The following is a 21,929-nucleotide window of genomic DNA, read 5'->3' as shown; positions in this document are numbered from 1 at the left end:
GTTTCAGATCCGTGCCACCATGGCGTGACCGGCGACACCCGTTGCCCGCCCGGGTCGTCCCCGCCCGTCGTCCCCAGGAGCCCGTGTGCCGGTCAGCATCCGCGACGTCGCCCTCCGGGCCGGCGTGTCGCTGGGCACCGTCAGCAACGTGCTGAACCGGCCCAACCAGGTCGCCGAGGGCACCCGGGAGCGAGTGCTGCAGGCGATCGGCGACCTGGGGTTCGTGCGCAACGAGTCGGCCCGCCAGCTGCGGGCCGGGACCAGTCGCACCCTGGGCCTGGTGGTGCTGGACATCGCCAACCCCTTCTTCACCGACGTGGCCCGGGGCGTAGAGGACGTGGCCAACGACGCCGGCCTCGCCGTGATCCTGTGCAACTCCGACGACCGCCCCGCCAAGGAGTCGGCCTACCTGGACCTGCTCGCCGAGCAGCGCGTGCAGGGGGTGCTCATCACCCCCACCGCGGACCTGTCGCCGAACCTGGAGTCGATGCGCCGTCGCGGCACCCCGGTGGTGCTGGTGGACCGCCGCGCGTCCGGGCCGGGGCAGTGCTCGGTCGCCGTCGACGACGTCCTCGGCGGCAGGCTGGCGGCCGACCACCTCATCGAGCGCGGCCACCGCAGGCTGGCGTTCGTGGGCGGGAGCTCCGGGCTGCCCCAGATCCAGGAGCGGCACGCCGGCGTGGTCGCCGCGGTCCGGGAGCGGTGGGGGGACGAGGAGGCGCTGACGGTCTTCGCGCCGTCCGTGCTCACCGTGGAGACCGGTCGCCAGGCCGCCGCGCAGATCGTCGGCATGCCGGCCGCGCAGCGCCCCACCGCGGTCATCTGCGCCAACGACCTGCTGGCCCTCGGGGTGCTGCAGGAGATGACCCGGCACGGCGTGCGGGTGCCCGAGGAGTGCGCCATCGTCGGCTACGACGACATCGACTTCGCCGCCGCGGCCGCGGTCCCGCTGACCTCCGTCCGCAAGCCGCGCCGGGAGCTCGGCCGCCGGGCCGCGGAGCTGCTGCTCGACGAGTCGGCCGAGGGCCACGTCCACGAGCAGATCGTCTTCGAGCCGGTCCTGGTGGTCCGGGAGTCCTCGATGACCCGCCGGACCTCCTCGCGGGCGGACCGGACCGCGTGAGTGCACCAGCCCTGACCCCCGACCCCGTCCCGACCGACCCGAGGACCTCCCGATGACTCGCACCCGCCGTCAGGCGCCCCGTCCGGCCGAGCTGCTCGAGCTGGTGTCGTTCAAGAAGCCCGACCTCAACGGCAAGCGCCGCCGGCTGGAGTCGGCGCTGACCATCGCCGACCTGCGCACGGTCGCGAAGCGGCGCACCCCGCGGGCCGCCTTCGACTACACCGACGGCGCCGCCGAGGGCGAGCTGTCGCTGGCCCGGGCCCGGCAGGCCTTCGCCGACGTGGAGTTCCACCCCGACGTGCTGCGCCCGGCCGTCGACGTCGACACCTCCGTCGAGGTCCTGGGCGGGCCGAGCGCGCTGCCCTTCGGCATCGCGCCCACCGGGTTCACCCGGCTCATGCAGACCGAGGGCGAGACCGCCGGGGCCGGTGCCGCGGCCGCGGCGGGCATCCCGTTCACGCTGTCCACCCTGGGCACGACGACGATCGAGGACGTGAAGGCGGCCAACCCGCACGGCCGCAACTGGTTCCAGCTCTACGTCATGCGCGACCGGTCGATCTCCTACGGCCTGGTCGAGCGGGCCGCGGCCGCCGGGTTCGACACCCTGCAGTTCACCGTGGACACCCCGATCGCCGGGGCCCGGCTGCGGGACAAGCGCAACGGGTTCTCCATCCCGCCGCAGCTCACCGCGGGCACGGTGCTCAACGCCGCCGTCCGGCCGTGGTGGTGGTGGGACTTCCTGACCACCCCGAAGCTGGAGTTCGCCTCGCTGTCGACCACCGGCGGCACGGTGGGTGACCTGCTGGACATGGCCATGGACCCGACGATCAGCTACGAGGACCTCGACGTCATCCGCGGCATGTGGCCGGGCAAGCTCGTGGTCAAGGGTGTGCAGTCGGTGGCCGACGCCACCAAGCTGCTGGACGCCGGGGTGGACGGCCTCGTCCTGTCCAACCACGGCGGCCGGCAGCTCGACCGCGCCCCGGTGCCCTTCCACCTGCTGCCGGCGGTGCGCAAGGAGGTCGGCGACGACGCCTGCGTCATGGTCGACACCGGGATCATGAACGGTGCCGACGTGGTGGCCGCGATGGCCCTGGGCGCCTCGTTCACCCTGATCGGCCGGGCCTACCTGTACGGCCTCATGGCCGGCGGGCGCGAGGGGGTCGACCGCACGATCGAGATCCTCCGGTCGGAGATCGTGCGCACCATGCGGCTGCTGGGCGTCAGCTCGATCGCCGAGCTCGAGCCCCGGCACGTCACCCAGCTGCACCGCCTGCTGCCCCGGGGCTGATCCCAGGGCGGTGCGGAGTCGGAAACGGCGGCGACGCGGGAGCCGCTGATCGGGCCCCAGACGTAACGGCATCTCGTTCCGGACGTCACCACGGCGACACACCCCGGGACGACCGTTCTCGGCATGACCACGGGGGCCCGGCAGCGGGTGCACGACGCGCACCGGCACCTCGGCGTGCTGCCCGCGTTCCCCTTCTACGGCGGTCCGCCGGTCAACCCGGACACCACGGCCCGAGCCACCATCGCCGAGCTGCAGGCCGACCTGGACGACGAGGGCACCGAGTTCGCCCTGGTCATCCCCAACTACGGGGTGCCCGACCCGACGGCGTCCTTCGCGCTCAACGAGCTGGTGGTCGAGGCCGCGCAGACCGACGAGCGGATCCGGGCCGGGCTGTGGACCAGCCCCCGCCCGCAGGACGCCGTCGCGACGAGCGCGGCCCTCGCGCTGGCCGGTGAGCAGGGCGTCAGCGCGCTCAAGCTGTCCTTCCTGCTCGGCGGGCGGGCCACCGACGAGGCCTGCCGCCCGCAGCTCGACGCGATCTTCGCCGCCGCGCGGGAGCACGACCTGGTCGTCCACGTGCACACCAGCCCGGGCGCGGCCAGCGACCTCGACGAGGTCGGCCTGCTGGTCGACCGGTACGCCGACGACGTCGCCGTCCACCTGGTGCACATGGGCGGCGGCATGAGCGGCCACATCAAGCTGATCGGCCAGAAGTTCTTCGCCTGGGTCGCCGAGGGCAAGCGGGTCTACACCGACACCAGCTGGGCCATCGGCTTCGCGCCGCGCTGGTTCGCCGCCGAGATCGAGCGGCACGGCATCGGCCACGACCGGGTCCTCTTCGCCTCCGACCAGCCCTGGGGCGACTTCGCGGGCGAGCACGCCCGCCTCGCGGCGGCCACCGGGGACGGCGAGCTCGCCGACCTGGTCTTCCGCCGCAACTTCGAGCAGCTCCACCGCCTGACCTGACCCGCACCGCCCAACCCGATCGTCCGCCCACCCCACCACCCCAACGGAGGAACCCTGTGACCACCCCGCTCGCATCGCCCGAGGAGATCAAGGCCAACGCGGAGGCCAGCCTCGCCGAGATCCCGCACCCCTCGCTGCCCAAGGGCAGCAACCTGTACGGCTCGACCAAGATCTTCCCCGACTACCAGGCCGGCGAGGGCGAGAGCTACCTGACCCTGGTGCACGGCATCGCGCACGAGTCGTCGGTCAGCTTCGTGGCCTGCCTGCAGGCGCTGCGCGCCCTGCGCAAGGGCTACGAGTCGGTCCTGTACTTCTACGGCCCGGCCGCGATGAACGCCATGGCCACCCGCGGCTTCCCGACCACCGGGGACTCCGCGTTCCCGGGCGAGCAGAACATCAACTCGCAGATCGAGAAGTTCATCGAGGAGGGCGGCACGGTCTACGTCTGCCGCTTCGGGCTCTCCCTGCACGGTCTCCGCGAGGAGGACCTGATCGCCGGCTGCATCCCCTGCCACCCGCTCGACGTGCAGGACGCGCTGATCCACTACGCCCGCAAGGGCGCGATCATCAACAGCACCTACAACCTCTGAGTCGCCGGCCGTGACCCGGACACCGATGCGACCGAGCACCCGCGTGGACGTCGCGATCCTCGGCGTCCGGGTCGACGCCCCGGTCCGGAGACGGGCCGGGGCGGGCCCCAGCGACGACGGCCACGTGCTGCTGGGCGGCATGGGGACGGCGCTGCCGCTGAACGCCGACAGCCCGTACTCGATCAGCGGCGGCCGCCTGCTGCTGGACGGCGCCGACCTCGGGCTGGACGCCGAGGCGATCGAGCGCCCCCGCTTCTACGACCTGGCCACCGCCGACGGCGTCCCCTACGAGAAGCTCGCCCGGCTGCACGGCAAGGACGTGCTGGCCACCACCGTCGTGCAGACCTGCATCCGGTACGACGAGGCGGACCGCTGCCGGTTCTGCGCCATCGAGGCCAGCCTGGCCGCCGGGTCGACCACCGCGGTCAAGAGCCCGGCGCAGCTCGCCGAGGTGGCCGAGGCCGCCGTCCGGCTCGACGGCGTGCGGCAGATGGTGATGACCACCGGCACCACCAACGGCCGGGACCGCGGCGCCCGGCACCTGGCCCGCTGCGTCCGGGCGGTCACCGCTGCCGTGCCGGGGTTGCCGATCCAGGTGCAGTGCGAGCCGCCGGCTCCGCAGGACCTGGACGCGATCCAGGAGCTCAAGGACGCCGGGGCCACCGCGATCGGCATCCACGTCGAGTCCCTGGACGACGACGTGCGGGCCCGCTGGATGCCCGGCAAGGCCACCGTGCCGATGAGCCAGTACGACGCCGCCTGGGCCGAGGCGGTGCGGGTGTTCGGCCGCAACAAGGTGTCGACCTACCTGCTGGTCGGGCTGGGGGAGGACGCCGACGAGCTGGTCGCCGGCGCGCTGGACCTCGCCGGTCGCGGCGTCTACCCCTTCGTCGTCCCGTACCGGCCGCTCGCCGGGACGCTGGCGATGGCCGACGGCGTCGGCGCCCCGGACCCCGCGGTGCTCGAGGACGTCACCACCCGGGTCGCCGCCGGGCTGCGCGCCCTGGGCATGCGCGGTGCCGACCAGGGCGCCGGCTGCGCGGCGTGCGGTGCGTGCAGCGCACTCCAGGCGGCCGGCGCATGACCGAGCAGATGGCCTGGGACCGCAACGTGCTGCTGGTCGACCACCGGCTGCCCGTGGCCCGGCCCGGCTGGCAGCTCGAGGAGGCCGACCCGGCCGGCGTCCGCGCCCACCGGCAGCTCCGGCAGCAGGCGTTCGTCGAGGACCAGGGCCTGTTCGCAGGCTCCGACCTCGACGACGCCGACGACGACGCGGCCACCGTCGTCCTGGTCGCCCGGGGGGTGGCCGGGGAGGTGCTCGGCGGTGTGCGGCTCGCCCCGGTCGGGGTCGACGTCGGCTGGTGGACCGGGTCCCGGCTGGTCGTCGCGCCCGGCAGCCCGCCCGGCATCGGCCCCGCCCTGGTGGCCGCCGCCTGCGCGCGGGCCGAGCAGGCCGGCGCACTGCGCTTCGACGCCGTCGTGCAGGACCGCTACGCCGCGATGTTCACCCGGCTGGGCTGGGCGGCCACCGGGGCCGCGGACATCGCAGGCCGGCCGCACACCGCGATGACCTGGCCGATCGGCCGCCTCGCCGCCCTCGCGCAGGCCACCAAGTCCCCGCTGGGCGGGCTGCTCGCCGGCCTGCACCTGGGCGGCCCCGGCTTCGTCGGGGACGACGGCGCCCCGGTGCCGGGCACCGACGTGGTCGCCGCCTGCGACGCGATCCTGCCCTCGATGGTCGAGCGCGACCCCGGCTGGGCCGGCTGGTGCGGGGTGCTGGTCAACGTCAACGACCTGTCCGCGATGGGTGCCGCCCCGCTGGGCCTGCTGGACTCCATCGGCGCCCGGGATGCCTCGTTCGCCGCCCGGGTCGTCGCCGGCCTGCGCGCCGGGTCGCAGGCCTGGGGCGTGCCGGTGCTCGGCGGGCACACCCAGCTCGGCGTGCCCGCGGCGCTGAGCGTCACCGCGCTGGGCCGCACCGACCGGCCGGTGCCGGCCTCGGGCGGCCGGCCGGGCCAGCACGTCCGGCTGACCGCCGACCTGGGCGGGGACTGGCGGCCCGGCGCGACCGGCCGGCAGTGGGACTCCACCACCGGCCGGACGACGGCCGAGCTGCAGCTGATGGGCTCGGTCGTCGCCCGCACCGCGCCGGCCGCGGCCAAGGACGTCTCGATGGCCGGCCTGGTCGGCACGCTGGGCATGCTCGCCGAGGCCAGCGGCTGCGGCGCCGTCCTGGACGTCGCGGCGGTGCCCCGGCCGACGTCGGCGACCGTCGGGGACTGGTTCACCTGCTTCCCCGGCTCGGCCTTCCTCACCACCGACGGCGCCGACCGCTCCTTCGCACCCGCGGGACCGGCCAGCACGGCCACCTGCGGCGAGCTGGTGCCCGGCTCCGGCGTGCGGCTGCGCTGGCCCGACGGCTCGACCACCCCCGCCCTGGCCGGTCCGGTGACCGGCCTCGGCGCCTCCCGCACACCCGAGGAGAACCCGTGACCACCTTCGCCGCCGTCGCCGCTCCGTTCGGCCGTGACCTCGACGCCTCCTTCGCCCGGATCGAGGGGCTCGTCGCCGACGCCCGGGCCCGCGGCGTCCAACTGCTCGCCCTGCCCGAGGCCACCCTCGGCGGCTACCTGGCCTCCCTCGGCGACCACGGGGTGTCCGAGGTGCTGCCCGAGCACGCGTTGCCCCCGGCCCTGGACGTCGACGGCCCGGAGGTCGCCCGGCTGGCCCGGATCGCCGGCGACATGGTGGTGACCGCCGGGTTCTGCGAGTCCGACGGCGCCCGGCGGTACAACACCGCGGTCGCCGTCACCGGGGACGGTGTGCTCGGCGTGCACCGCAAGGTGCACCAGCCGCTGGGGGAGTCGAACTCCTACGCGGCCGGCGACGGCTTCCGCGCCTTCGAGACGCCGGTCGGCCGGATCGGCATGATGATCTGCTACGACAAGGCCTTCCCGGAGGCGGCCCGCACGCTGGCCGTCGACGGCGCCGAGGTCGTCGTCTGCATGTCGGCCTGGCCGGGCTCGCGGACCGGGGCCGCAGCCGACCTGGCCGAGGACCGGTGGACCCGCCGGTTCGACCTGTTCGACCAGGCCCGCGCGCTGGAGAACCAGATCGTCTGGGTGTCGGCCAACCAGTCGGGCACCTTCGGCGCGCTGCGGTTCGTCTGCAGCGCCAAGGTCGTCGGCCCGGGCGGGGACGTGCTGGCCACCACCGGCGTCGCGCCCGGCACCGCGGTGGCCACCGTAGACGTGGGCGAGGTCCTCGCCGGGGCGCGGCGGTCGATGGGGCACCTGCGGGACCGCCGTCCGGAGACCTACGGGGTCGGGGCGGTCGCGTGACGCTCACCGAGGCGGCGCCCACCCGCACCGGGCTGCCCGCGCACGTGCCGGTCGCCGTCGTCGGCGGCGGGCAGGCCGGGCTGTCGATCTCCTGGCACCTGGTCCAGCGCGGCGTCGAGCACGTCGTGCTGGAGCGGGAGACCGTCGCGCACGAGTGGGTCGACGCCCGCTGGGACACCTTTTGCCTGGTCACCCCGAACTGGCAGTGCCGGCTGCCCGGCTGGCCCTACGCCGGCGACGACCCCGAGGGCTTCATGCTCCGCGACGAGATCGTCGACTACGTCCGGTCCTACGCGGCGTCCTTCGACCCGCCGGTGCACGAGGGCGTCGCGGTCACCCGGCTCGCCCCCGCCGCCGAGGGCGGCTACCTGCTGACCACCAGCGCCGGAGAGCTGCACGCCGACCAGGTGGTGCTCGCCGTCGGCGGCTACCACCTGCCCGTCGTCCCGCCGTACGCCTCCGCGCTGCCCGACGGGATCACCCAGCTGCACTCCCAGGCCTACCGCAACCCCGAGCAGCTGCCCGAGGGCGAGGTGCTCGTGGTCGGCACCGGGCAGTCCGGCGCGCAGATCGCCGAGGACCTGCACCTGGCCGGCCGCCGGGTGCACCTGGCCGTGGGCAGCGCGCCGCGGATCGCCCGCCGGTACCGCGGCCGCGACGTCGTCGCGTGGCTCGACGACCTCGGCCACTACGACCTGCCGGTCGAGCAGCACCGGGACGGCGAGGCCGCGCGGGTCGGCACCAACCACTACGTCACCGGCCGGGACGGCGGCCACGACATCGACCTGCGCACCTTCGCCGTCCAGGGCATGCGGCTCTACGGCACGCTCACCGGGCTGGCCGGCTCCGCGCTGACCTTCGCGCCGAACCTGACCGCCCACCTGGACCGCGCGGACGCCGTCGACGACGGCGCCAAGGACGTGATCGACCGGCACATCGCCGCGGCCGGCATCGACGCGCCGACCGAGGACCGCTACGTCCCGGTGTGGGCGCCGGCGGAGGACCCGAAGGAGCTGGAGCTCGAGGGCTCCGGGATCACCGCCGTGGTGTGGGCGATCGGGTTCCGGGCGGACTGGTCGTGGGTGAAGGTGCCGGTGTTCGACGGCACCGGCTACCCCACCCACCACCGCGGCGTGACCGCGGCGCCGGGGTTGTTCGTGCTGGGCCTGCCGTGGCTGCACACCTGGGGGTCGGGCCGGTTCGCCGGCATCGCCCGGGACGCCGAGTTCGTGGCCGACCGGATCACCGAGCTGAGCGCGGCCGGCACCCGGACCGGGCTGAGCAGCGCGCTGGCGGCGGGCGCGGCGTCGTCGGCCTCCCGGACGGCGTGAGGGTCGCGGCGGTCTCGGCGCACTTCGGCCGGGAGGTCGAGCCCTGCGTGGCCAAGGTGGAGGCGATCACCGCCGACGCCCGGGCGCAGGGGGTGGACCTGCTGGTCTTCCCGGACGCCACGATCGGCGGCTACCTCGGCGGGTTCGACCCGGTGCACGACACCGGCCTGCCCCCGGCCTTCCCCGCCGACGACGCGGTGTTCGACCGGGTCGCCGCGGCGGCCGGGCCGGTGGTGGTCTGCCTGGGCTACCGGGAGTCCGCCGGCGGCCGGTTCCACAACAGCGCCGTCGCCCTCACCGGGGACGGCGTGCTGGGCCGACACCGCAAGGTGCACCAGCCCGCCGGGGAGGTCGCCGCCTACGCGGCCGGGGACGCGTTCACCGCCTTCGACACCCCGGTCGGCCGGCTGGGCATGCTCATCGACTACGACAAGACCTTCCCCGAGGCCGCCCGCACCCTGGCCGGGGACGGCGCCCACCTGCTCGCCTGCCTGTCGGCGTGGCCGGCCTCGCTGACCAACCGGGCGCCGCGGCTGCTGCAGGACCGGCAGTCCCGGCTGTTCGACCTCTACGACTGCGCCCGGGCCGCGGAGAACCAGGTCGTGGTGGTCTCGGCCAACCAGACCGGCACGATGGGCCGGCTGCGGTTCCTGGGCCAGTCCAAGGTGGTCGGCCCCGGTGGTGACGTGCTGGCCCGCACCTGGGCCAAGGCCGGGCTGGCGGTCGCCGAGCTGGACGTGGCCGGCGAGGTCGCCCGGTCCCGCACGGTGCTGTCCCACCTGGCCGAGCGCCGTCCGGAGGCGTACTCGTGAGGGTCGCGCTGCTGACCTACTCCACCAAGCCGCGCGGCGGGGTGGTGCACACCCTGGCGCTGGCCGAGGCGATGGCCCGGGCCGGGCACGACGTGCACGTCTGGTCGCTGGGCCGGGGCGGGGACCAGGCGTTCTTCCGGCCGGTCGACCCGGCGGTGACGCTGCGGCTGGTGCCGTTCCCCGACGTCGCCGGGGAGGACGTCGGCGCCCGCATCCTGCGGTCGATCGCCGTCCTGGGGGCCGCCTTCGCCGACGAGGCCTACGACGTGGTGCACGCCCAGGACTGCATCTCGGCCAACGCGGTGCCCGACTGCGTGCGCACCGTCCACCACCTCGACCGGTTCACCACCCCGGAGCTGGCGGCCTGCCACGAGCGGGCGCTGCGGACCCCGCACGCCCTGGTGTGCGTGTCGGCCGCCGTCGCCGCCGAGGTCGCAGCGGGCTGGGGCCGGACGGCGACCGTCATCCCCAACGGGGTCGAGGCCGACCGGTTCGCCGCGGCGGCCGGCCCGGACGGCGCCGCGGGCCGCCGGCGGTGGCGGGACCGGCTGGGGGACTACGTGCTGGCCGTCGGCGGCATCGAGCCCCGCAAGGGCACCCGGGACCTGGTCGAGGCCATGGCGACGGTGCGCGACGCCCGGCCGGACCTGGCGCTGGTGGTCGCCGGCGGCGAGACGCTGTTCGACTACCGCGCCTACCGGGCCGACGTCGACGCCCGGGCTGCCGAGCTCGGGGTGGCGCCGGTGGTGCTGGGACCGGTGGACCACGCGGAGCTGCCCACCCTGGTGGCCGCGGCGCAGGTGTTCGCCTTCCCCTCGACCCAGGAGGGCTTCGGCCTGGCCGCGATGGAGGCGCTGGCTGCCGGGGTGCCGGTGGTGACCCGGGACCTGCCGGTGCTGCGCGAGGTCTTCGGCGCCACGGCGGCCTTCGCCACCGACCCGGCCGGGTTCTCCGACGCCCTGCTGGCCGCCGCGGCGCAGCCGGACGCCGGCCGCGTCGCCGCGGGACGGGCGCTGGCGGACGGGCACGACTGGGACACCGCGGCCGCTGCCCACCTCGCGCTGTACGGCCGGCTCGCTCGGACCCGGCCCCGAACTTAGGCAAGGGTGCCCTAAGCTGCCGCCGTGTCCACGACCTCACCCACGCGCCGCACGGCGCTCGTCGCCGCCGCCCTGGCCGCCGCCGCGACCCTCGCCTCCTGCTCCTCCGGTCCCGCCGCCGACGCCGCCGACGGCCCGGGCGGGTGGGAGTTCACCGACGACACCGGCACCACGGTGACCCTCGACGAGGCCCCCGAGCGGATCGCCAGCTACAGCGACTACGCGTTGGGCCTGCTGAGCCTGGACGTCGAGCCGGTGGCGGTCTTCGGCCGGGTGGACGTGGCCAGCGACCCGCGCTTCGCGGAGTACCCCGAGGCGGCCGACATCCCGGTGGTCGGCAACGGCTACGGGGAGATCAACCTCGAGGCGCTGGCCGCGACGCAGCCGGACGTCATCGTGGTGGGTCTGTACCCGGAGGACCGCGAGGGCACCCTGGACCTGGACGGCCCGCGCTACGGCCTGGCCGACGTCGAGCAGCAGCAGCAGCTCGAGGCGATCGCGCCGATCATCACCGTCGTGGTGGGCGGCCGGGGGGCCGACGTCATCGACAGCCTGAACTCGGTCGCGCTCGCCCTGGGCGCCGAGCAGTCGGCGGTCGACGCGGCGCAGGCCGAGTTCGACGCGGCCGCGGCCGAGCTGCAGGCCGCCGCGGAGGAGTCCGACCTGGAGGTCACCCAGATGTACGCCGACGCCAGCTCGGGCATCTACCTGGCCAAGCCCGACGACGAGCTGGGGATGGAGCTGTACCGCAGCTACGGCGTCGACTTCACCGACCTGAACCCCGACGACGGCACCTTCTACTGGGACATCTACGGGTGGGAGAACGCCGCACAGACGATGACCGGCGACGTCTTGCTGCTCAGCGTGGAGGGCTTCCAGGCCGCCGACCTCGCCGACCAGCCCACCTTCGCCCCGCACCCCGCGCTGGTGGCCGGGCAGGTGCACAGCTGGACCCAGGCCGCGCTGGACTTCCACTCGCAGGCCGAGAAGATGCGCGAGCTGGCCGGGATCCTGCGGGCGTCGGTCGACGTCTGAGGCCAGGGGCCCCGGGTCACCCCGGGGCCCCTGTGCTCAGACCGCGTTCGCCTGCGCCACCCCGCCCAACCAGGCCAGGCTCGGCTTCGGCGTGCGGACGAAGGTCTGCCGGTCGACCTCGACCAGGCCGAAGGTCGGCGTGTAGCCCGCGAACCACTCGAAGTTGTCCAGCAGAGACCAGTGCACGTACCCGCGGACGTCGACCCCGTCGGTGATCGCCTGCGCCAGGGACCCCAGCGCCTCGCCGGTGAAGGCGATCCGCTGCGCGTCGTCGGTGGTCGCGATCCCGTTCTCGGTGACCACGATCGGGGTGTCCGGCAGCACCTCCGCCACCCGGCGGACCGACGCGCCCAGGGCGCCCGGTCGGTACTCCATGTGCGCCAAGGTCATCAGGTCCGCGTCGCCGGCGACCGGGCCGTCCGGGCCGATCCGGGCGCAGCTGTAGATCTGCATGCCGACGAAGTCGCCCTCGCCGGCCACCTCGAGGAACTGGTCCTCCATGGCCGCGCGGTGGGCGACCATCTCGTCGTCCCCGCCGTCCTCGACGATCCACTCCTGGCCGACCAGCGAGAGGCCGTGGGTCACCCCGGCGCCGCGCAGCACCTGGGCGCTGGCCCGGTGCGCGTCGAGGAAGGCGTCGGCCAGCCGCTGGTCGGGGCGGGGCAGCCCGGAGATCTGCTCGCCGCGGGCGGCCATCGCGCCCAGCACCGGCAGCACCGAGGCGAGGTTGGGCTCGTTGATCGTGATCGTGTACGGGACGTCGGCCAGCACCGGCAGCACGGTCTCGGTGAACCGGGCGAACCGGTCGGCGGCCTTGGGCGAGGTCCAGGCACCGTCCTCGTGGAACCACCGCGGGGTGGTGAAGTGCATCAGCGTGACCAGCGGGGTGAGCCCGCGCTCCAGGCAGCCGTCGACCATCCGCCGGTAGTGGTCGAGCCCGGCCCGGGAGACCTCGCCCTCCTCCGGCTCGATCCGGCTCCACTCCAGGCTGAACCGGTAGGCGCCCAGCCCCGACCCGGCGACCAGGTCCAGGTCCTCGCGCCATCGGTGGTAGCTGTCGCAGGCGTCCCCGCTGACCTCGGCGAAGGGGGAGTGCTCGGCGTGCTCCCAGGCCCAGTAGTGGTTCTGGGTGTTGCCGCCCTCGACCTGGTGGGCGGCGGTGGCGGTGCCCCAGAGGAAGGCGGGCGGGAAGGTGGCGGTCATGCGGTCTCCAGGGTGTGGGCGCCGGTGACGGCGTCGAGCAGGACGGTGGGGTCGGGGACCGAGTCCCCGCGCCAGGCGACGTGCTGGTCGGGGCGGACCAGCACCAGGCCGGCTCCCCACAGGTCGCGCAGCGCAGGCGCGGCGGACAGGTCGGTGACCGACAGCGGCACCCCGCGCCGGGCGGCCTCGGCCACCAGCGGGTCGGGGTCGCCGGCGGTGACGAGCAGGGTGAACCCCTCGCCCAGCTCGTCGTAGACCGAGCGGCCCGGCCGGAGCCAGGCGTGCGGCAGCCGGGCACCGGGGTGCGCGGACGGGGTGAACCCGACGACGTCGTGCGCCGGCGGCACCGACCCGTCGGGGACGACGACCGGGGAGTCGGCGTAGTCGTAGCCCAGCACCAGGCCCAGGCTGTGGAACTCCGGGTCCTTCACCTGCAGGGCGTCGGCCAGCTCGGCGCGGACCGCGTCGCCGTCCGGGCCCGGGGCCTCGGCGTCCCGCCCGGCGAAGCGGGTGGCGGTGAACGCCTCCTGGTCCCCGGCGGCGGCGATGGTCCGCTCGGCGACCGGACGGCGCTCGGGCTCGTAGCTGTCCAGCAGCGACGCCGGGGCCCAGCCCTGCAGCACGGCGGCGAGCTTCCAGCCGATGTTGACCGCGTCGCCGACGCAGGTGTTGAACCCGTGCCCGCCCCACGGCGGGTTCAGGTGCGCGGCGTCGCCGACCAGGAACACCCGCTCGCCGCGGTACCGGTCCACCAGCAGCATCCGGGCCGACCAGGGGTCGGTGACCAGCACCTCGACGTCGCAGTCGGGGTCACCGGCGAAGGCCCGCACCAGGGCGACCGGGTCGACGTCCTCGCGGGACACGTCGACGCCCTGCACGATCGCCCACCAGGTGCCGGCCAGGTCCAACCGGCCCATCAGCCCGCCGCGCTCCCCGCCGACCACCCACCAGTGCACGCCGAGCGCACAGGGCGGGCGCTCGTCGAGGGTGCGCGACCGGAAGGCCAGCGACAGGTTCGGGGCGGTGCCCGAGGACCCGGCGTACCGGGCGCCGATCGCGGCGCGGGAGACCCCGCTGCCGCCGTCGGCGCCGAGCAGGTACTCGGCGTGCACCTCGGTGGTCGTGCCGTCGGCGCCGGTGACGACGGCCCGGACGCCGTCCGGGCCGTCGTGCACCTCGGTGACCCGCGAGCCCAGCAGCAGGGTCACCGACGGCAGGTCGGCCACCGCGTCGCGCAGCAGCTGCTCGACCACCGGCTGCGGCACCTGCTGGCCGGATTCGGCGGCGATGTCCCGGGGCTGCGTCCACAGCCCGAAGGCGTTCGGGAACCGGGTCAGCTCGCGGCCGAACACCGAGGTGCAGAACACGACGTCCTGCGCGTGCTCGACCGGCAGCGGAGCACGTCGGCGGAGCTCGTCGGCCAGGCCCCAGCGCCGCAGGTGCTCCATGGTGCGCACGCTGGTGGTCTTGGCCCGGGCGCGCAGCGGGTCGAGGACCTCGCGGGGCTCCACGACCAGCACCCGGACGCCGCGCCGGCCCAGCTCGATCGCCGCCGCCAGACCGCTGGGGCCACCGCCGGCGACCAGCACCGGGACCTGCCGGGGCGCGGTGGGGCGGGGGCCGGTCACTGGTGGTCCCCGAGGAGGTGCCGGGTCAGGAACGCGGTGGTGCGGGTGAGTGCGGTGGCGGCTGCGTCGGGGGAGCCCAGCCACATGTGGTCGGCGCCGGGCAGGGTGACCAGCTCGACCGGGGTGCCGGCGGCGGTGAGCGCGGCGTGCAGCAGCTCGCTCTGCCGGTGGCCGACCATGCGGTCGGCGTCCCCGTGCAGCAGCAGGAACGGTGGCGCGGCGGGTCCGGCGTGGGTGACCGGGCTGGCCTGCGCGGCGAACTCGGGGACGTCGGCCGGGGCGGCGCCGAGCAGCTGCGCCTCCCGGGTGGTCGCGTCGGTCGGGTCGGCCGGCACGGTGGCCAGGTCGGTCGGCGGGTACCAGGCGACGACGGCGCGGACGGTGCTCGCCGGCCCGGTGACGCCGACGTCGCCGTCCAGGTCCGGGCCGGTCAGGCCGAGCAGCGCGGCCAGGTGACCGCCGGCGGACTCGCCCCACGCGGCGACCCGGTCGGGGTCGACGCCGAGCTCGTCTGCCCGGAACCGCAGCCACCGGACGGCGGCCTTCGCGTCGTGCAGCTGGGCCGGCCAGACCGCCTCGCCGGAGAGCCGGTAGTCCAGCGCCGCGACGGCGATGCCGGCCTGCGCGAGCTGCTCGAACGGGGCGCTGCCGGTGAACTGCGGGCCGGCCGAGTGCCGGCTGCCCAGCCGCCAGCCGCCGCCGTGCAGGAAGACGACCACCGGCGCCGGGCCGGGGTCGGCCGGCAGGTAGAGGTCGAGCTCGAGCGGCCGGGCGCCGGGGAGGGCGGCGTAGGGGACGCCGGCGAGCACCCGGACGCCGTCGGCCGTCGTCCGGGCCGGGGGGAGCGGAGCGCTGTGCGCCGGGGGTGGCAGCGTCACTCCTGGACGTCCCAGCGGTGCTCGGGGAGGAACTTCATGCGGTGCTGCTGGGCCGCGGCCTGCATGCGCGGGAAGTCCGGGATGAACGGCGGCTGGTCGCCGGTGTGGTCGGTCGGGGTGCCCATGTGTTGGAAGAACCGCTCGAAGCCGCCGGACAGCGTGCCCATCATCCGGCTGGCCTCGACCACCTGGTAGGCGTGGGCGTAGCCGGCGGGCACGAAGCCGAAGTCGCCGGGGGCGAGCAGGCGGGTCTGCTGGGCGCCCTCGGTGTCCTCGAAGAACAGCCGGACCTTGCCCTCGAGCACGTAGAACGTCTCGTGGGTGGCGTCGTGGCTGTGGGTGGGGATGACGTCGCCGGCGGGGGAGTCGGCCACGATCACGCCGAACTGGTTCTCGGTCTCGTCGCCGGACAGCAGCACGGTGAACAGGTCGCCGAACAGCTTGGCGTGCTCGCCCTCGCCGCGGCGCAGCACGTAGGGCTCGGGCTTGCCGGGCAGCTGGCCCTGCCACTGCGGACCGTTCGCGGGGTCGATCAGGTACTCGAAGCTCATGGCTGCCTCCAGGCGCGGGGTCGGCGTCGACTCCGTTGAGCATCGGTGACGGCGGTCACCGCGGGGCAGCACCCTGCCATTGAGCGGCACGGCTTCCGAGGGACGTCAGGCCGACGCGCTCCGGGCCTCGACGAGGCGGGTCAGGTTGCCCACGGCGCCGGGCGCGTGCTCCCGGATCCGGGCGAGGACGTCGCGCTGCGCCGGGTCGTCCCGGTCGGCCTCGGCCATCAGCTTCCCGAAGCCGTCGAGCCGGCTGGCGCGGATCCACCGGCGCAGCTCGGCGTCCTGGCCCCAGTGGAACTGGTTCCACATCGTGGCCAGCATCGTCGCCGGGTAGTCGTCCAGGTCGTACGGGAAGGGGACGGTGCCGCACAGCCGGTTCCGGTGCTCGTCGTCGTCGTACCGCGCCTCGACGTAGGCGGTGAGCGCGGCGCTGAACGCGGGCTGCGGGAGCCGGACCAGCTGCAGGACGATCCGGTCGCCCTGGAAGACCGGTTGCACCGGCCGGCGCTCGACGGCCGAGGCCGTGCAGTCGACGAACACCGTGCCGGGGGCGACCGGCACCGTGCCGCCGTCGAGCACCATCGCGTCGGGCTGCAGCTCCCGGACCCGGCCGAGCCGGACGACGTCGTGGATCCCGCGGAGCACCTCGACCTCGCCGGGCGCCACGGTGGCCAGGTGGAACATGCCGGGTGCGCGGTCCCGGTCGACCCGGGTGATCGCGCCGCAGCGCTCCAGCCGGCGGAAGAGGTCCGCGGTGTCCGTCGCGGTCGCGAAGGCCTCCATCTGGTCGGCCTGGCCACCGATCGCCTCGTGGAAGAACTCGGGCCCGGGTTGGGTGGTGACCCGGTTGATCAGCCAGGAGTCCCGCGGCACCACCCAGGTGATCGCGTCCGGGTCGGCGCCGTGCTGGACCAGCCAGACGCAGGTGTCCATCGCGGTCTTGCCGCCGCCGAGCACGACGAACCGCGCCGGGGCGCGGTGCGCGAGGCCCGGGAGCGCGTTCGGCGGGACCAGGTCGACGCCGTCCGCAACGGCGAACCGCGGCCGGTGGGTGGAGGGGACCGACGGGCTGCTGTAGGTGGCGTCGACGACCTTGCGGCGCACCCGGACCTCGGTGGTGGCGCCGGACAGCAGGTTGCGGAAGCGGTGACCGCCGTCCGGGGTGGCCTCGTACTCGCTCAGCGGGTGGTGGTCGACCCGGCCGCTGGGCAGCAGTCGGGTGCGCACGAGCCGGTCGTAGTAGGCGGTGATCTCCGCACCGGAGGCCAGCTCGTACAGGCCCTGGTTCAGCCCGGCGGTGTCCAGCCGCCGGGTACCGAGCTCCAGGGAGTTGACCCCGTAGAACGCCGACGGCTGGTGCAGGGTGACGAAGGGGTAGGCGTCGTTCCAGTGCCCGCCCGGTGCGCCGTGCCGGTCGACGACCGTGATGTGCGCGTCGGTCTCGTCCAGCAGGGTGTCGACGAAGGCCAGCCCGGTGGCTCCGGCGCCGACGACCAGGTAGTCGGTCTCCACGACGGTCACCGCCGGGGCGCCAGGACGCCCATGAGCACGATGTCCTCGTAGCCGCCGCGCACCCAGGCGTGCTCGCGCAGCCGCCCCTCCAGCACGAAGCCCGCCTTCTCGTAGGCGCGCAGGCCGCCGGTGTTGGAGGCGATGGCCTGCAGGTGGATCCGGTGCAGGTTGCGCCGGGTGAACCCGAACTCGACCAGCTGGACCAGCGCGGCCGTGCCGATCCCGCGACCGCGGGCCCCGGGCAGCAGGCTGATCCCGGCCTCGGCGTGCCGGGCGAAGGGGTCGAACCCGAACAGGGCGACCGTGCCCACGGCCCGGCCCTCGACGTCGACCACGAACTCCACGTCGTCGCCCCCGGTGCGGGCCGCATGCCGGGCGTCGAACCGCTCCCGGGTGAGGGGTGCCGGCGCCGAGGGGTTCCGCTCCTCCCAGGTGTCCAGGTCGGCGGCGATCTCGAACAGCACGTCGAGGTCGGCGTCGGTGCGCGCGCGGAGGGTCACGGCAGGCGGTTCGGACACGGCCGCACCGTAGCGCCGATGGGCCGGCCCGTCCCCGGAGTTGTCGACGCGGTCGGCCCCGGGCTCCGGCTAGCGTGCGGGCGGTGACCACGGCTCCAGGAGATCTGCCGCTCGTCATCCGGGCAGGCGCGGGCGAGGCGATCGACGCCGGCGGCATCGCGCACCTGTTCGCGCTCACCGGGGAGCAGACCGGGGGCCGGTTCGGGCTGGAGGAGTTCACGCTGCGGCCGGCCACCCTCGGCGCCCGGCCGCACGTGCACGGTTCGCACGACGAGTACTTCGTGGTCCTGTCCGGGCACCTCACGCTGAGCACCGCCGGGGACGACGTCGTCCTCGCCGCCGGGGACACCGCGGCCGCGCTGCGCGGCACCGCGCACGGCTACCGCAACGACAGCGGCTCCGACCCGGTCCGGGCGCTGTGCATGTACACCCCGGCCGGCTACGAGCAGTACTTCCGCGACGTGCACGCCGCCGTCGCCGCGGGCGAGGAACCCACCGCCGAGCTGCTGGCCGCCCTGCGTTCCCGCTACGACACCACCAGCGGCTGACCCGACCACCCGCAGACTCCCGCCGTGCAGGGATGGCCACGCCCTGCAGGGGCACAACACCCCTGGACGACGGGAGTCTGCCGGGCCGGTCAGGCCGAGTCGCTGCCGCGGTAGCGGAGGTCGGTGAAGGACACCGTGCCGTCGACGGCGAACAGGCCCCACACCCGGCCGGTGAAGGACTTGGCCACCTCGTAGGACCAGTACCGGCCGTCGAACTCCGCCAGCAGCACCGGGTCGGCATCGGCCCAGGCGGCCAGCATCCGCACCACGCCGCCGCCGACCGCCGCGGGCACGAACCCACCCGGCGGCAGCTGCTGCTCGATGCGCAGCTGCACCGGACCGGCCGGGAACGCCGCCGTCCAGGTGCTCTCCAGCCCGGCGAGCACGGCCCGCGCGGTGACCACGGTCCGGTCGCCGTCCGTGGTCGCCTCCAGGCCGAACCAGTGCTGCTCGTCGTGCCGCGCGGCCAGGCCGCCACGCCCGGCGGAGGCGTCCACCACGACGTCGACGGTGCAGCCCAGGTGCCGCTGCGGTCGGCCCACGAAGACCGGTCGCCGGTCCGCCAGCGTCGTGCCCTCGCCGGTCAGCACCAGACCGTCCCCGCCGAGGAGGGACGACGGCGTGCGCCGGACGGCGATCCAGTCGTCCCCGCCGGCGACGTCCTCGTCCGGGGTGCCGGTGGCCTCGGGCAGCGACGCCTGCGGCCAGCCGTCGACCCAGGTCACCGGCACCAGGAAGGTCTCACGGCCCAGCGGGGAGAACGCGTTCGCGAAACCCAGCGGGCGTACCCCGAGCAGCACCATCGCCGTCCCGCCGTCCGGGGTGTCGACCAGGTCGGCGTGGCCGGTGTTCTGCACCGCGTGCTCGGTGCCGACCGCGGTCAGCACCGGGTTGCCGGGTGCGGCCGCCCAGGGTCCCGACGGGGACGGGCCGCGGGCGATGCTCACCCGGTGGCCGCGGTCGGTGCCGCCCTCGGCGACCAGCAGGTACCAGTGCCCGCCGCGGCGGTACAGGTGCGGGCCCTCCGGTGCGAAGGCCCCGGTGCCGGCCCAGATCTCCCGGACCGGGCCCAGCGCCTGCCCGGTCGACAGGTCGACCGGCACCTGGCGGATCGGGTGCGGGAAGCCGGCGAAGGTGATCAGCGCGGTGCCGTCGTCGTCCCAGGCGAGGTCGGGGTCGATGCCCTCGACGGCCGGCACCGGCACCCCGTCGCTCCACGGCCCGGCCGGGTCGGTGGCCGAGAAGACCACGCAGCCGCGGCCGCCCAGCATCACGGTGACCACCACGAAGAACGTGCCGTCACGGTGCCGGATCGTCGGCGCCCACGTGCCGCCCGGCGTCGGGACGTCGTCCAGCCCGAGCTGCTCGGGCCGCACGGCGACGTGCCCGATGAGCTCCCACGACACCAGGTCGGTGCTGCGGTGCACCGGCAGCCCGGGCAGGTACTCGAACGTCGAGGTCACCAGGTAGTAGGTGCCGTCGACCCGCACGATGCTCGGGTCCGGGTGGAAGCCCGGGAGGGCCGGGTTCACGACGCGACCACCTCGCTCATCAGCGCGAGCGCCCGGTCCACCGGCCCGATCGTGGCCGGCAGGTTGAGGAAGCCGTGCAGCATGCCCGGCAGCAGCACCTGCCGGACGTCGACCCCGGCCACCGCGAGCGCCGCGGTGAAGTGCTCGGCGGACACCCGCAGGTCGTCGTACTCCGCGGTCAGCGCGACCACCGGGCACAGCCCGGTCAGGACGGCGCCGGCCGGCATCGCGTACCCGTCGGCCCGGCTCTCGGCCCCGCCGACGTAGTTGCGGGTGATCCCGGCCCGGGCCGCCGGCGGGAAGCGCAGCAGGACGGGCACCTCGGCCATCAGGGCGGTCAGCTCGGCCGACGCAGGCGGCAGGACGGCGTGCGTCGTCGTGTAGGCGAGCACCAGCGCGGCCGGCTGCCACCCCTCGTCGTCGCGCAGCCGCAGGGTCGCCCCGGTGGCCAGGTTGCCGCCGGCGCTGGCGCCGCCGACGGTGATCCGGGCCGGGTCGACGCCCAACGCGGCGGCCTCGTCGCGCACCCAGCGGACGGCGGCCACCACGTCGTCGTGCGGGACCGGGTAGGTGACGCCGTCCACCGCAAGCCGGTAGTCCACGCTCACCACCACCGCACCGGCGCGGGCGCAGACCTCGCGGGCGGTCCGGTCGGCCTCGGGCATGTCCAGGTCACCCGCGCGGAAGGCGCCGCCGTGCATCCACACGAAGCCCGGCCGGCCGGTGCCGTCGGCGGCGGGGGAGTAGACCCGCACCGGGACGTCGCCGTGCGGGCCCGGGGCGACGGTGTCCCGGACGTGCACGTCGGGGGCCGGCGGTGCCTCGCCCAGGGACATGAACGCGTCGAGCCGGGCCCGGGACGCCGGGTCGGCCATCGCCGCCTCGAACGACGTCAGCCCGTCGAGCAGGGCGAACCGCGAGGCCTGGGACGGGTGGACGGGCACGGCAGCTCCTGGGTGGTCGGCCCCGTGACGCACGCCACGGGTGCAGGCCCCGACCTTGGACCACCGGCCGCGCACACCCCAGGCCGGTGCCATCCACCGGCACGGTTTCAGGGCGCGGGGACCAGGCCGATCGAGCGCTGCGCGCCCAGACCGCGGGAGATCGCCCGGGCAGCGGTGCGCACGGCGGGCACCAGCAGCCGCGGCTCGGCGTGCTCCATCGGCACCACCACCGACAGCGCCGCGGCGATCCGGTCGTCGTCGCCGAACACCGGGCAGGCCACGCTCACCAGCGGTTGCGGGGCGCGTCGGCGCAGCGTGTGCGAGCCCTCGCGGCGGATCGCGGCCAGCGTGCGGCGCAGCGCGGCGGGGGAGACGGCGACCTTCTCCGGCTCGTGCACCAGCGGCCGGGCCAGCACCTCCTCCTGGAAGTCGGTGTCGGCGTGGGCCAGCAGCACCAGCCCGACGCCGGTCGAGTGCAGGGGCAGTCGCCCGCCCACCCGGTAGAGCACCGGCATCGCCAGGTGCGAGGACAGCCGCTCGACCAGCAGCCCCTGGTCGCCGTCCCGCACGGCCAGCAGCACGTGCTGGCGGGTGACCTCCTCCAGGTCGCCCATGTAGGGCATCGCCACCTGCTTGAGGCCCTGCGCCCGCGGGGCCAGCGAGGCCACCTCCCACAGCCGCAGGCCGATGGAGAACCGGCCCTCGGCGTCCCGCTCGAGCGCGCCCCAGGCCACCAACCGACCCGCCAGCCGCAGCGCGGAGCTGGTCGGGATGCCGCTGCGCCGGGCCAGCTCACCCAGGGTCAGCGAGCGGCGGCGGGCGTCGAAGGCGCCCAGCAGGGCGAGGGCCCGGTCGACCACGGGATCGCCCTGCGGAGGGCGCTTGCCGCGGACCCGGGGCTCGGGGGTCGGGATCTCGTGTGCCATTGACCGGCATTGTGCCTGACGTCACGTGACCTGCACCTCCATGGTTGCCCGCAGCCGGGTCCCACCCGGTCACCCCGCAGGACGTCGGCGAAGGAGC

Annotated in this window: 21 protein-coding genes; 12 read left to right on the top strand and 9 right to left on the bottom strand. The window is 75.2% G+C overall.

Features of this window, described 5'->3' with window-relative positions:
* The first annotated feature begins 85 nt into the window (after positions 1 to 85).
* The 11 genes from LFA75_RS02690 to LFA75_RS02640 all read left to right on the top strand — a co-directional run bounded on the left by LFA75_RS02690 (position 86) and on the right by LFA75_RS02640 (position 11,589).
* A complete protein-coding gene (locus LFA75_RS02690) occupies positions 86 to 1,123 on the top strand; it encodes a LacI family DNA-binding transcriptional regulator (RefSeq protein ID WP_225232225.1) in 1,038 nt (345 codons plus the stop codon).
* A gap of 52 nt (positions 1,124 to 1,175) precedes the next feature.
* A complete protein-coding gene (locus LFA75_RS02685; protein WP_225232224.1) occupies positions 1,176 to 2,414 on the top strand; it encodes an alpha-hydroxy acid oxidase in 1,239 nt (412 codons plus the stop codon).
* A 123-nt stretch (positions 2,415 to 2,537) separates the two neighbouring features.
* Positions 2,538 to 3,380 (top strand): amidohydrolase family protein, encoded by an 843-nt coding sequence (locus LFA75_RS02680; protein WP_225232223.1) that lies wholly within the window; start codon positions 2,538 to 2,540, stop codon positions 3,378 to 3,380.
* 56 nt (positions 3,381 to 3,436) lie between these two features.
* A complete protein-coding gene (locus LFA75_RS02675) occupies positions 3,437 to 3,970 on the top strand; it encodes an MSMEG_0572/Sll0783 family nitrogen starvation response protein (RefSeq protein ID WP_225232222.1) in 534 nt (177 codons plus the stop codon).
* Positions 3,971 to 4,013: 43 nt separating this feature from the next.
* Complete coding sequence (locus LFA75_RS02670; RefSeq protein WP_225232221.1) at positions 4,014 to 5,054, top strand: MSMEG_0568 family radical SAM protein; 1,041 nt, start codon at positions 4,014 to 4,016, stop codon at positions 5,052 to 5,054.
* Positions 5,051 to 6,463, top strand: coding sequence for an MSMEG_0567/sll0787 family protein (locus tag LFA75_RS02665; protein WP_225232220.1), 1,413 nt, complete (start codon positions 5,051 to 5,053; stop codon positions 6,461 to 6,463). Before LFA75_RS02670 ends, LFA75_RS02665 begins: the two co-directional genes overlap by 4 nt.
* Positions 6,460 to 7,311, top strand: a complete 852-nt coding sequence (locus LFA75_RS02660) for a carbon-nitrogen hydrolase family protein (RefSeq protein ID WP_225232219.1) — start codon at positions 6,460 to 6,462, stop codon at positions 7,309 to 7,311. Before LFA75_RS02665 ends, LFA75_RS02660 begins: the two co-directional genes overlap by 4 nt.
* Positions 7,308 to 8,642, top strand: coding sequence for an MSMEG_0569 family flavin-dependent oxidoreductase (locus LFA75_RS02655; RefSeq protein WP_225232218.1), 1,335 nt, complete (start codon positions 7,308 to 7,310; stop codon positions 8,640 to 8,642). The genes LFA75_RS02660 and LFA75_RS02655 overlap by 4 nt, the downstream gene beginning before the upstream one ends.
* On the top strand, positions 8,639 to 9,454 hold the full coding sequence (locus LFA75_RS02650; protein ID WP_225232217.1) for a carbon-nitrogen hydrolase family protein: 816 nt from the start codon (positions 8,639 to 8,641) through the stop codon (positions 9,452 to 9,454). The genes LFA75_RS02655 and LFA75_RS02650 overlap by 4 nt, the downstream gene beginning before the upstream one ends.
* Positions 9,451 to 10,554: an MSMEG_0565 family glycosyltransferase gene (locus tag LFA75_RS02645; RefSeq protein WP_225232216.1), complete on the top strand. Its 1,104-nt coding sequence runs from the start codon at positions 9,451 to 9,453 to the stop codon at positions 10,552 to 10,554. Before LFA75_RS02650 ends, LFA75_RS02645 begins: the two co-directional genes overlap by 4 nt.
* A 24-nt stretch (positions 10,555 to 10,578) precedes the next feature.
* Complete coding sequence (locus LFA75_RS02640) at positions 10,579 to 11,589, top strand: ABC transporter substrate-binding protein (RefSeq protein ID WP_225232215.1); 1,011 nt, start codon at positions 10,579 to 10,581, stop codon at positions 11,587 to 11,589.
* A gap of 36 nt (positions 11,590 to 11,625) precedes the next feature.
* Here the strand turns inward: LFA75_RS02640 and LFA75_RS02635 are convergent, their stop codons facing one another.
* From LFA75_RS02635 to LFA75_RS02610, 6 genes are all read right to left on the bottom strand, one after another.
* Positions 11,626 to 12,792, bottom strand: coding sequence for a glycoside hydrolase family 1 protein (locus LFA75_RS02635; RefSeq protein ID WP_225232214.1), 1,167 nt, complete (start codon positions 12,790 to 12,792; stop codon positions 11,626 to 11,628).
* Positions 12,789 to 14,420 carry an FAD-dependent monooxygenase gene (locus LFA75_RS02630; protein WP_225232213.1) on the bottom strand — a complete coding sequence of 544 codons (1,632 nt, stop codon included), beginning with the start codon at positions 14,418 to 14,420 and terminating at the stop codon, positions 12,789 to 12,791. The genes LFA75_RS02635 and LFA75_RS02630 overlap by 4 nt, the downstream gene beginning before the upstream one ends.
* Complete coding sequence (locus tag LFA75_RS02625; RefSeq protein WP_225232212.1) at positions 14,417 to 15,298, bottom strand: alpha/beta hydrolase; 882 nt, start codon at positions 15,296 to 15,298, stop codon at positions 14,417 to 14,419. Before LFA75_RS02625 ends, LFA75_RS02630 begins: the two co-directional genes overlap by 4 nt.
* Positions 15,295 to 15,849, bottom strand: a complete 555-nt coding sequence (locus tag LFA75_RS02620) for a quercetin 2,3-dioxygenase (protein ID WP_225232211.1) — start codon at positions 15,847 to 15,849, stop codon at positions 15,295 to 15,297. Before LFA75_RS02620 ends, LFA75_RS02625 begins: the two co-directional genes overlap by 4 nt.
* Before the next feature lie 105 nt (positions 15,850 to 15,954).
* Positions 15,955 to 17,364, bottom strand: coding sequence for an NAD(P)-binding protein (locus LFA75_RS02615; protein WP_225232210.1), 1,410 nt, complete (start codon positions 17,362 to 17,364; stop codon positions 15,955 to 15,957).
* 5 nt (positions 17,365 to 17,369) lie between these two features.
* Positions 17,370 to 17,882, bottom strand: coding sequence for a GNAT family N-acetyltransferase (locus LFA75_RS02610; protein WP_225232209.1), 513 nt, complete (start codon positions 17,880 to 17,882; stop codon positions 17,370 to 17,372).
* A gap of 83 nt (positions 17,883 to 17,965) precedes the next feature.
* On the opposite strand from LFA75_RS02610, the gene LFA75_RS02605 reads away from it, so the two are divergent.
* Entirely contained in the window at positions 17,966 to 18,430 is a 465-nt protein-coding gene (locus tag LFA75_RS02605; RefSeq protein WP_225232208.1) for a cupin domain-containing protein, read from the top strand.
* 89 nt (positions 18,431 to 18,519) lie between these two features.
* On the opposite strand, the gene LFA75_RS02600 is transcribed toward LFA75_RS02605, so the two are convergent.
* The 3 genes from LFA75_RS02600 to LFA75_RS02590 form a co-directional block, all read right to left on the bottom strand.
* On the bottom strand, positions 18,520 to 19,962 hold the full coding sequence (locus LFA75_RS02600; protein WP_225232207.1) for a glycoside hydrolase family 43 protein: 1,443 nt from the start codon (positions 19,960 to 19,962) through the stop codon (positions 18,520 to 18,522).
* Complete coding sequence (locus LFA75_RS02595; RefSeq protein ID WP_225232206.1) at positions 19,959 to 20,906, bottom strand: alpha/beta hydrolase; 948 nt, start codon at positions 20,904 to 20,906, stop codon at positions 19,959 to 19,961. The genes LFA75_RS02600 and LFA75_RS02595 overlap by 4 nt, the downstream gene beginning before the upstream one ends.
* A 107-nt stretch (positions 20,907 to 21,013) precedes the next feature.
* The gene (locus tag LFA75_RS02590; protein WP_225232205.1) at positions 21,014 to 21,832 is read right to left on the bottom strand and encodes an IclR family transcriptional regulator; all 819 of its coding nucleotides are present in this window, start codon (positions 21,830 to 21,832) and stop codon (positions 21,014 to 21,016) included.
* Between the last annotated feature and the right edge of the window lie 97 nt (positions 21,833 to 21,929).

Origin of the sequence: Klenkia terrae, from assembly GCF_900491935.1 — a bacterium.
Classification (GTDB): domain Bacteria; phylum Actinomycetota; class Actinomycetes; order Mycobacteriales; family Geodermatophilaceae; genus Klenkia; species Klenkia terrae.
The sequence above is the reverse complement of the archived record's forward strand: the minus strand, read 5'-3'. Positions and strand labels throughout refer to the sequence as shown.

Excerpts from the sequence above, each read along its gene's own strand:
- LFA75_RS02685 (WP_225232224.1), top strand. The coding sequence starts at position 1,176 with ATGACTCGCACCCGCCGTCAGGCGCCCCGTCCGGCCGAGCTGCTCGAG.
- LFA75_RS02680 (WP_225232223.1), top strand. The coding sequence starts at position 2,538 with ATGACCACGGGGGCCCGGCAGCGGGTGCACGACGCGCACCGGCACCTC.
- LFA75_RS02665 (WP_225232220.1), top strand. The coding sequence starts at position 5,051 with ATGACCGAGCAGATGGCCTGGGACCGCAACGTGCTGCTGGTCGACCAC.
- LFA75_RS02635 (WP_225232214.1), bottom strand. The coding sequence starts at position 12,792 with ATGACCGCCACCTTCCCGCCCGCCTTCCTCTGGGGCACCGCCACCGCC.
- LFA75_RS02620 (WP_225232211.1), bottom strand. The coding sequence starts at position 15,849 with ATGAGCTTCGAGTACCTGATCGACCCCGCGAACGGTCCGCAGTGGCAG.
- LFA75_RS02590 (WP_225232205.1), bottom strand. The coding sequence starts at position 21,832 with ATGGCACACGAGATCCCGACCCCCGAGCCCCGGGTCCGCGGCAAGCGC.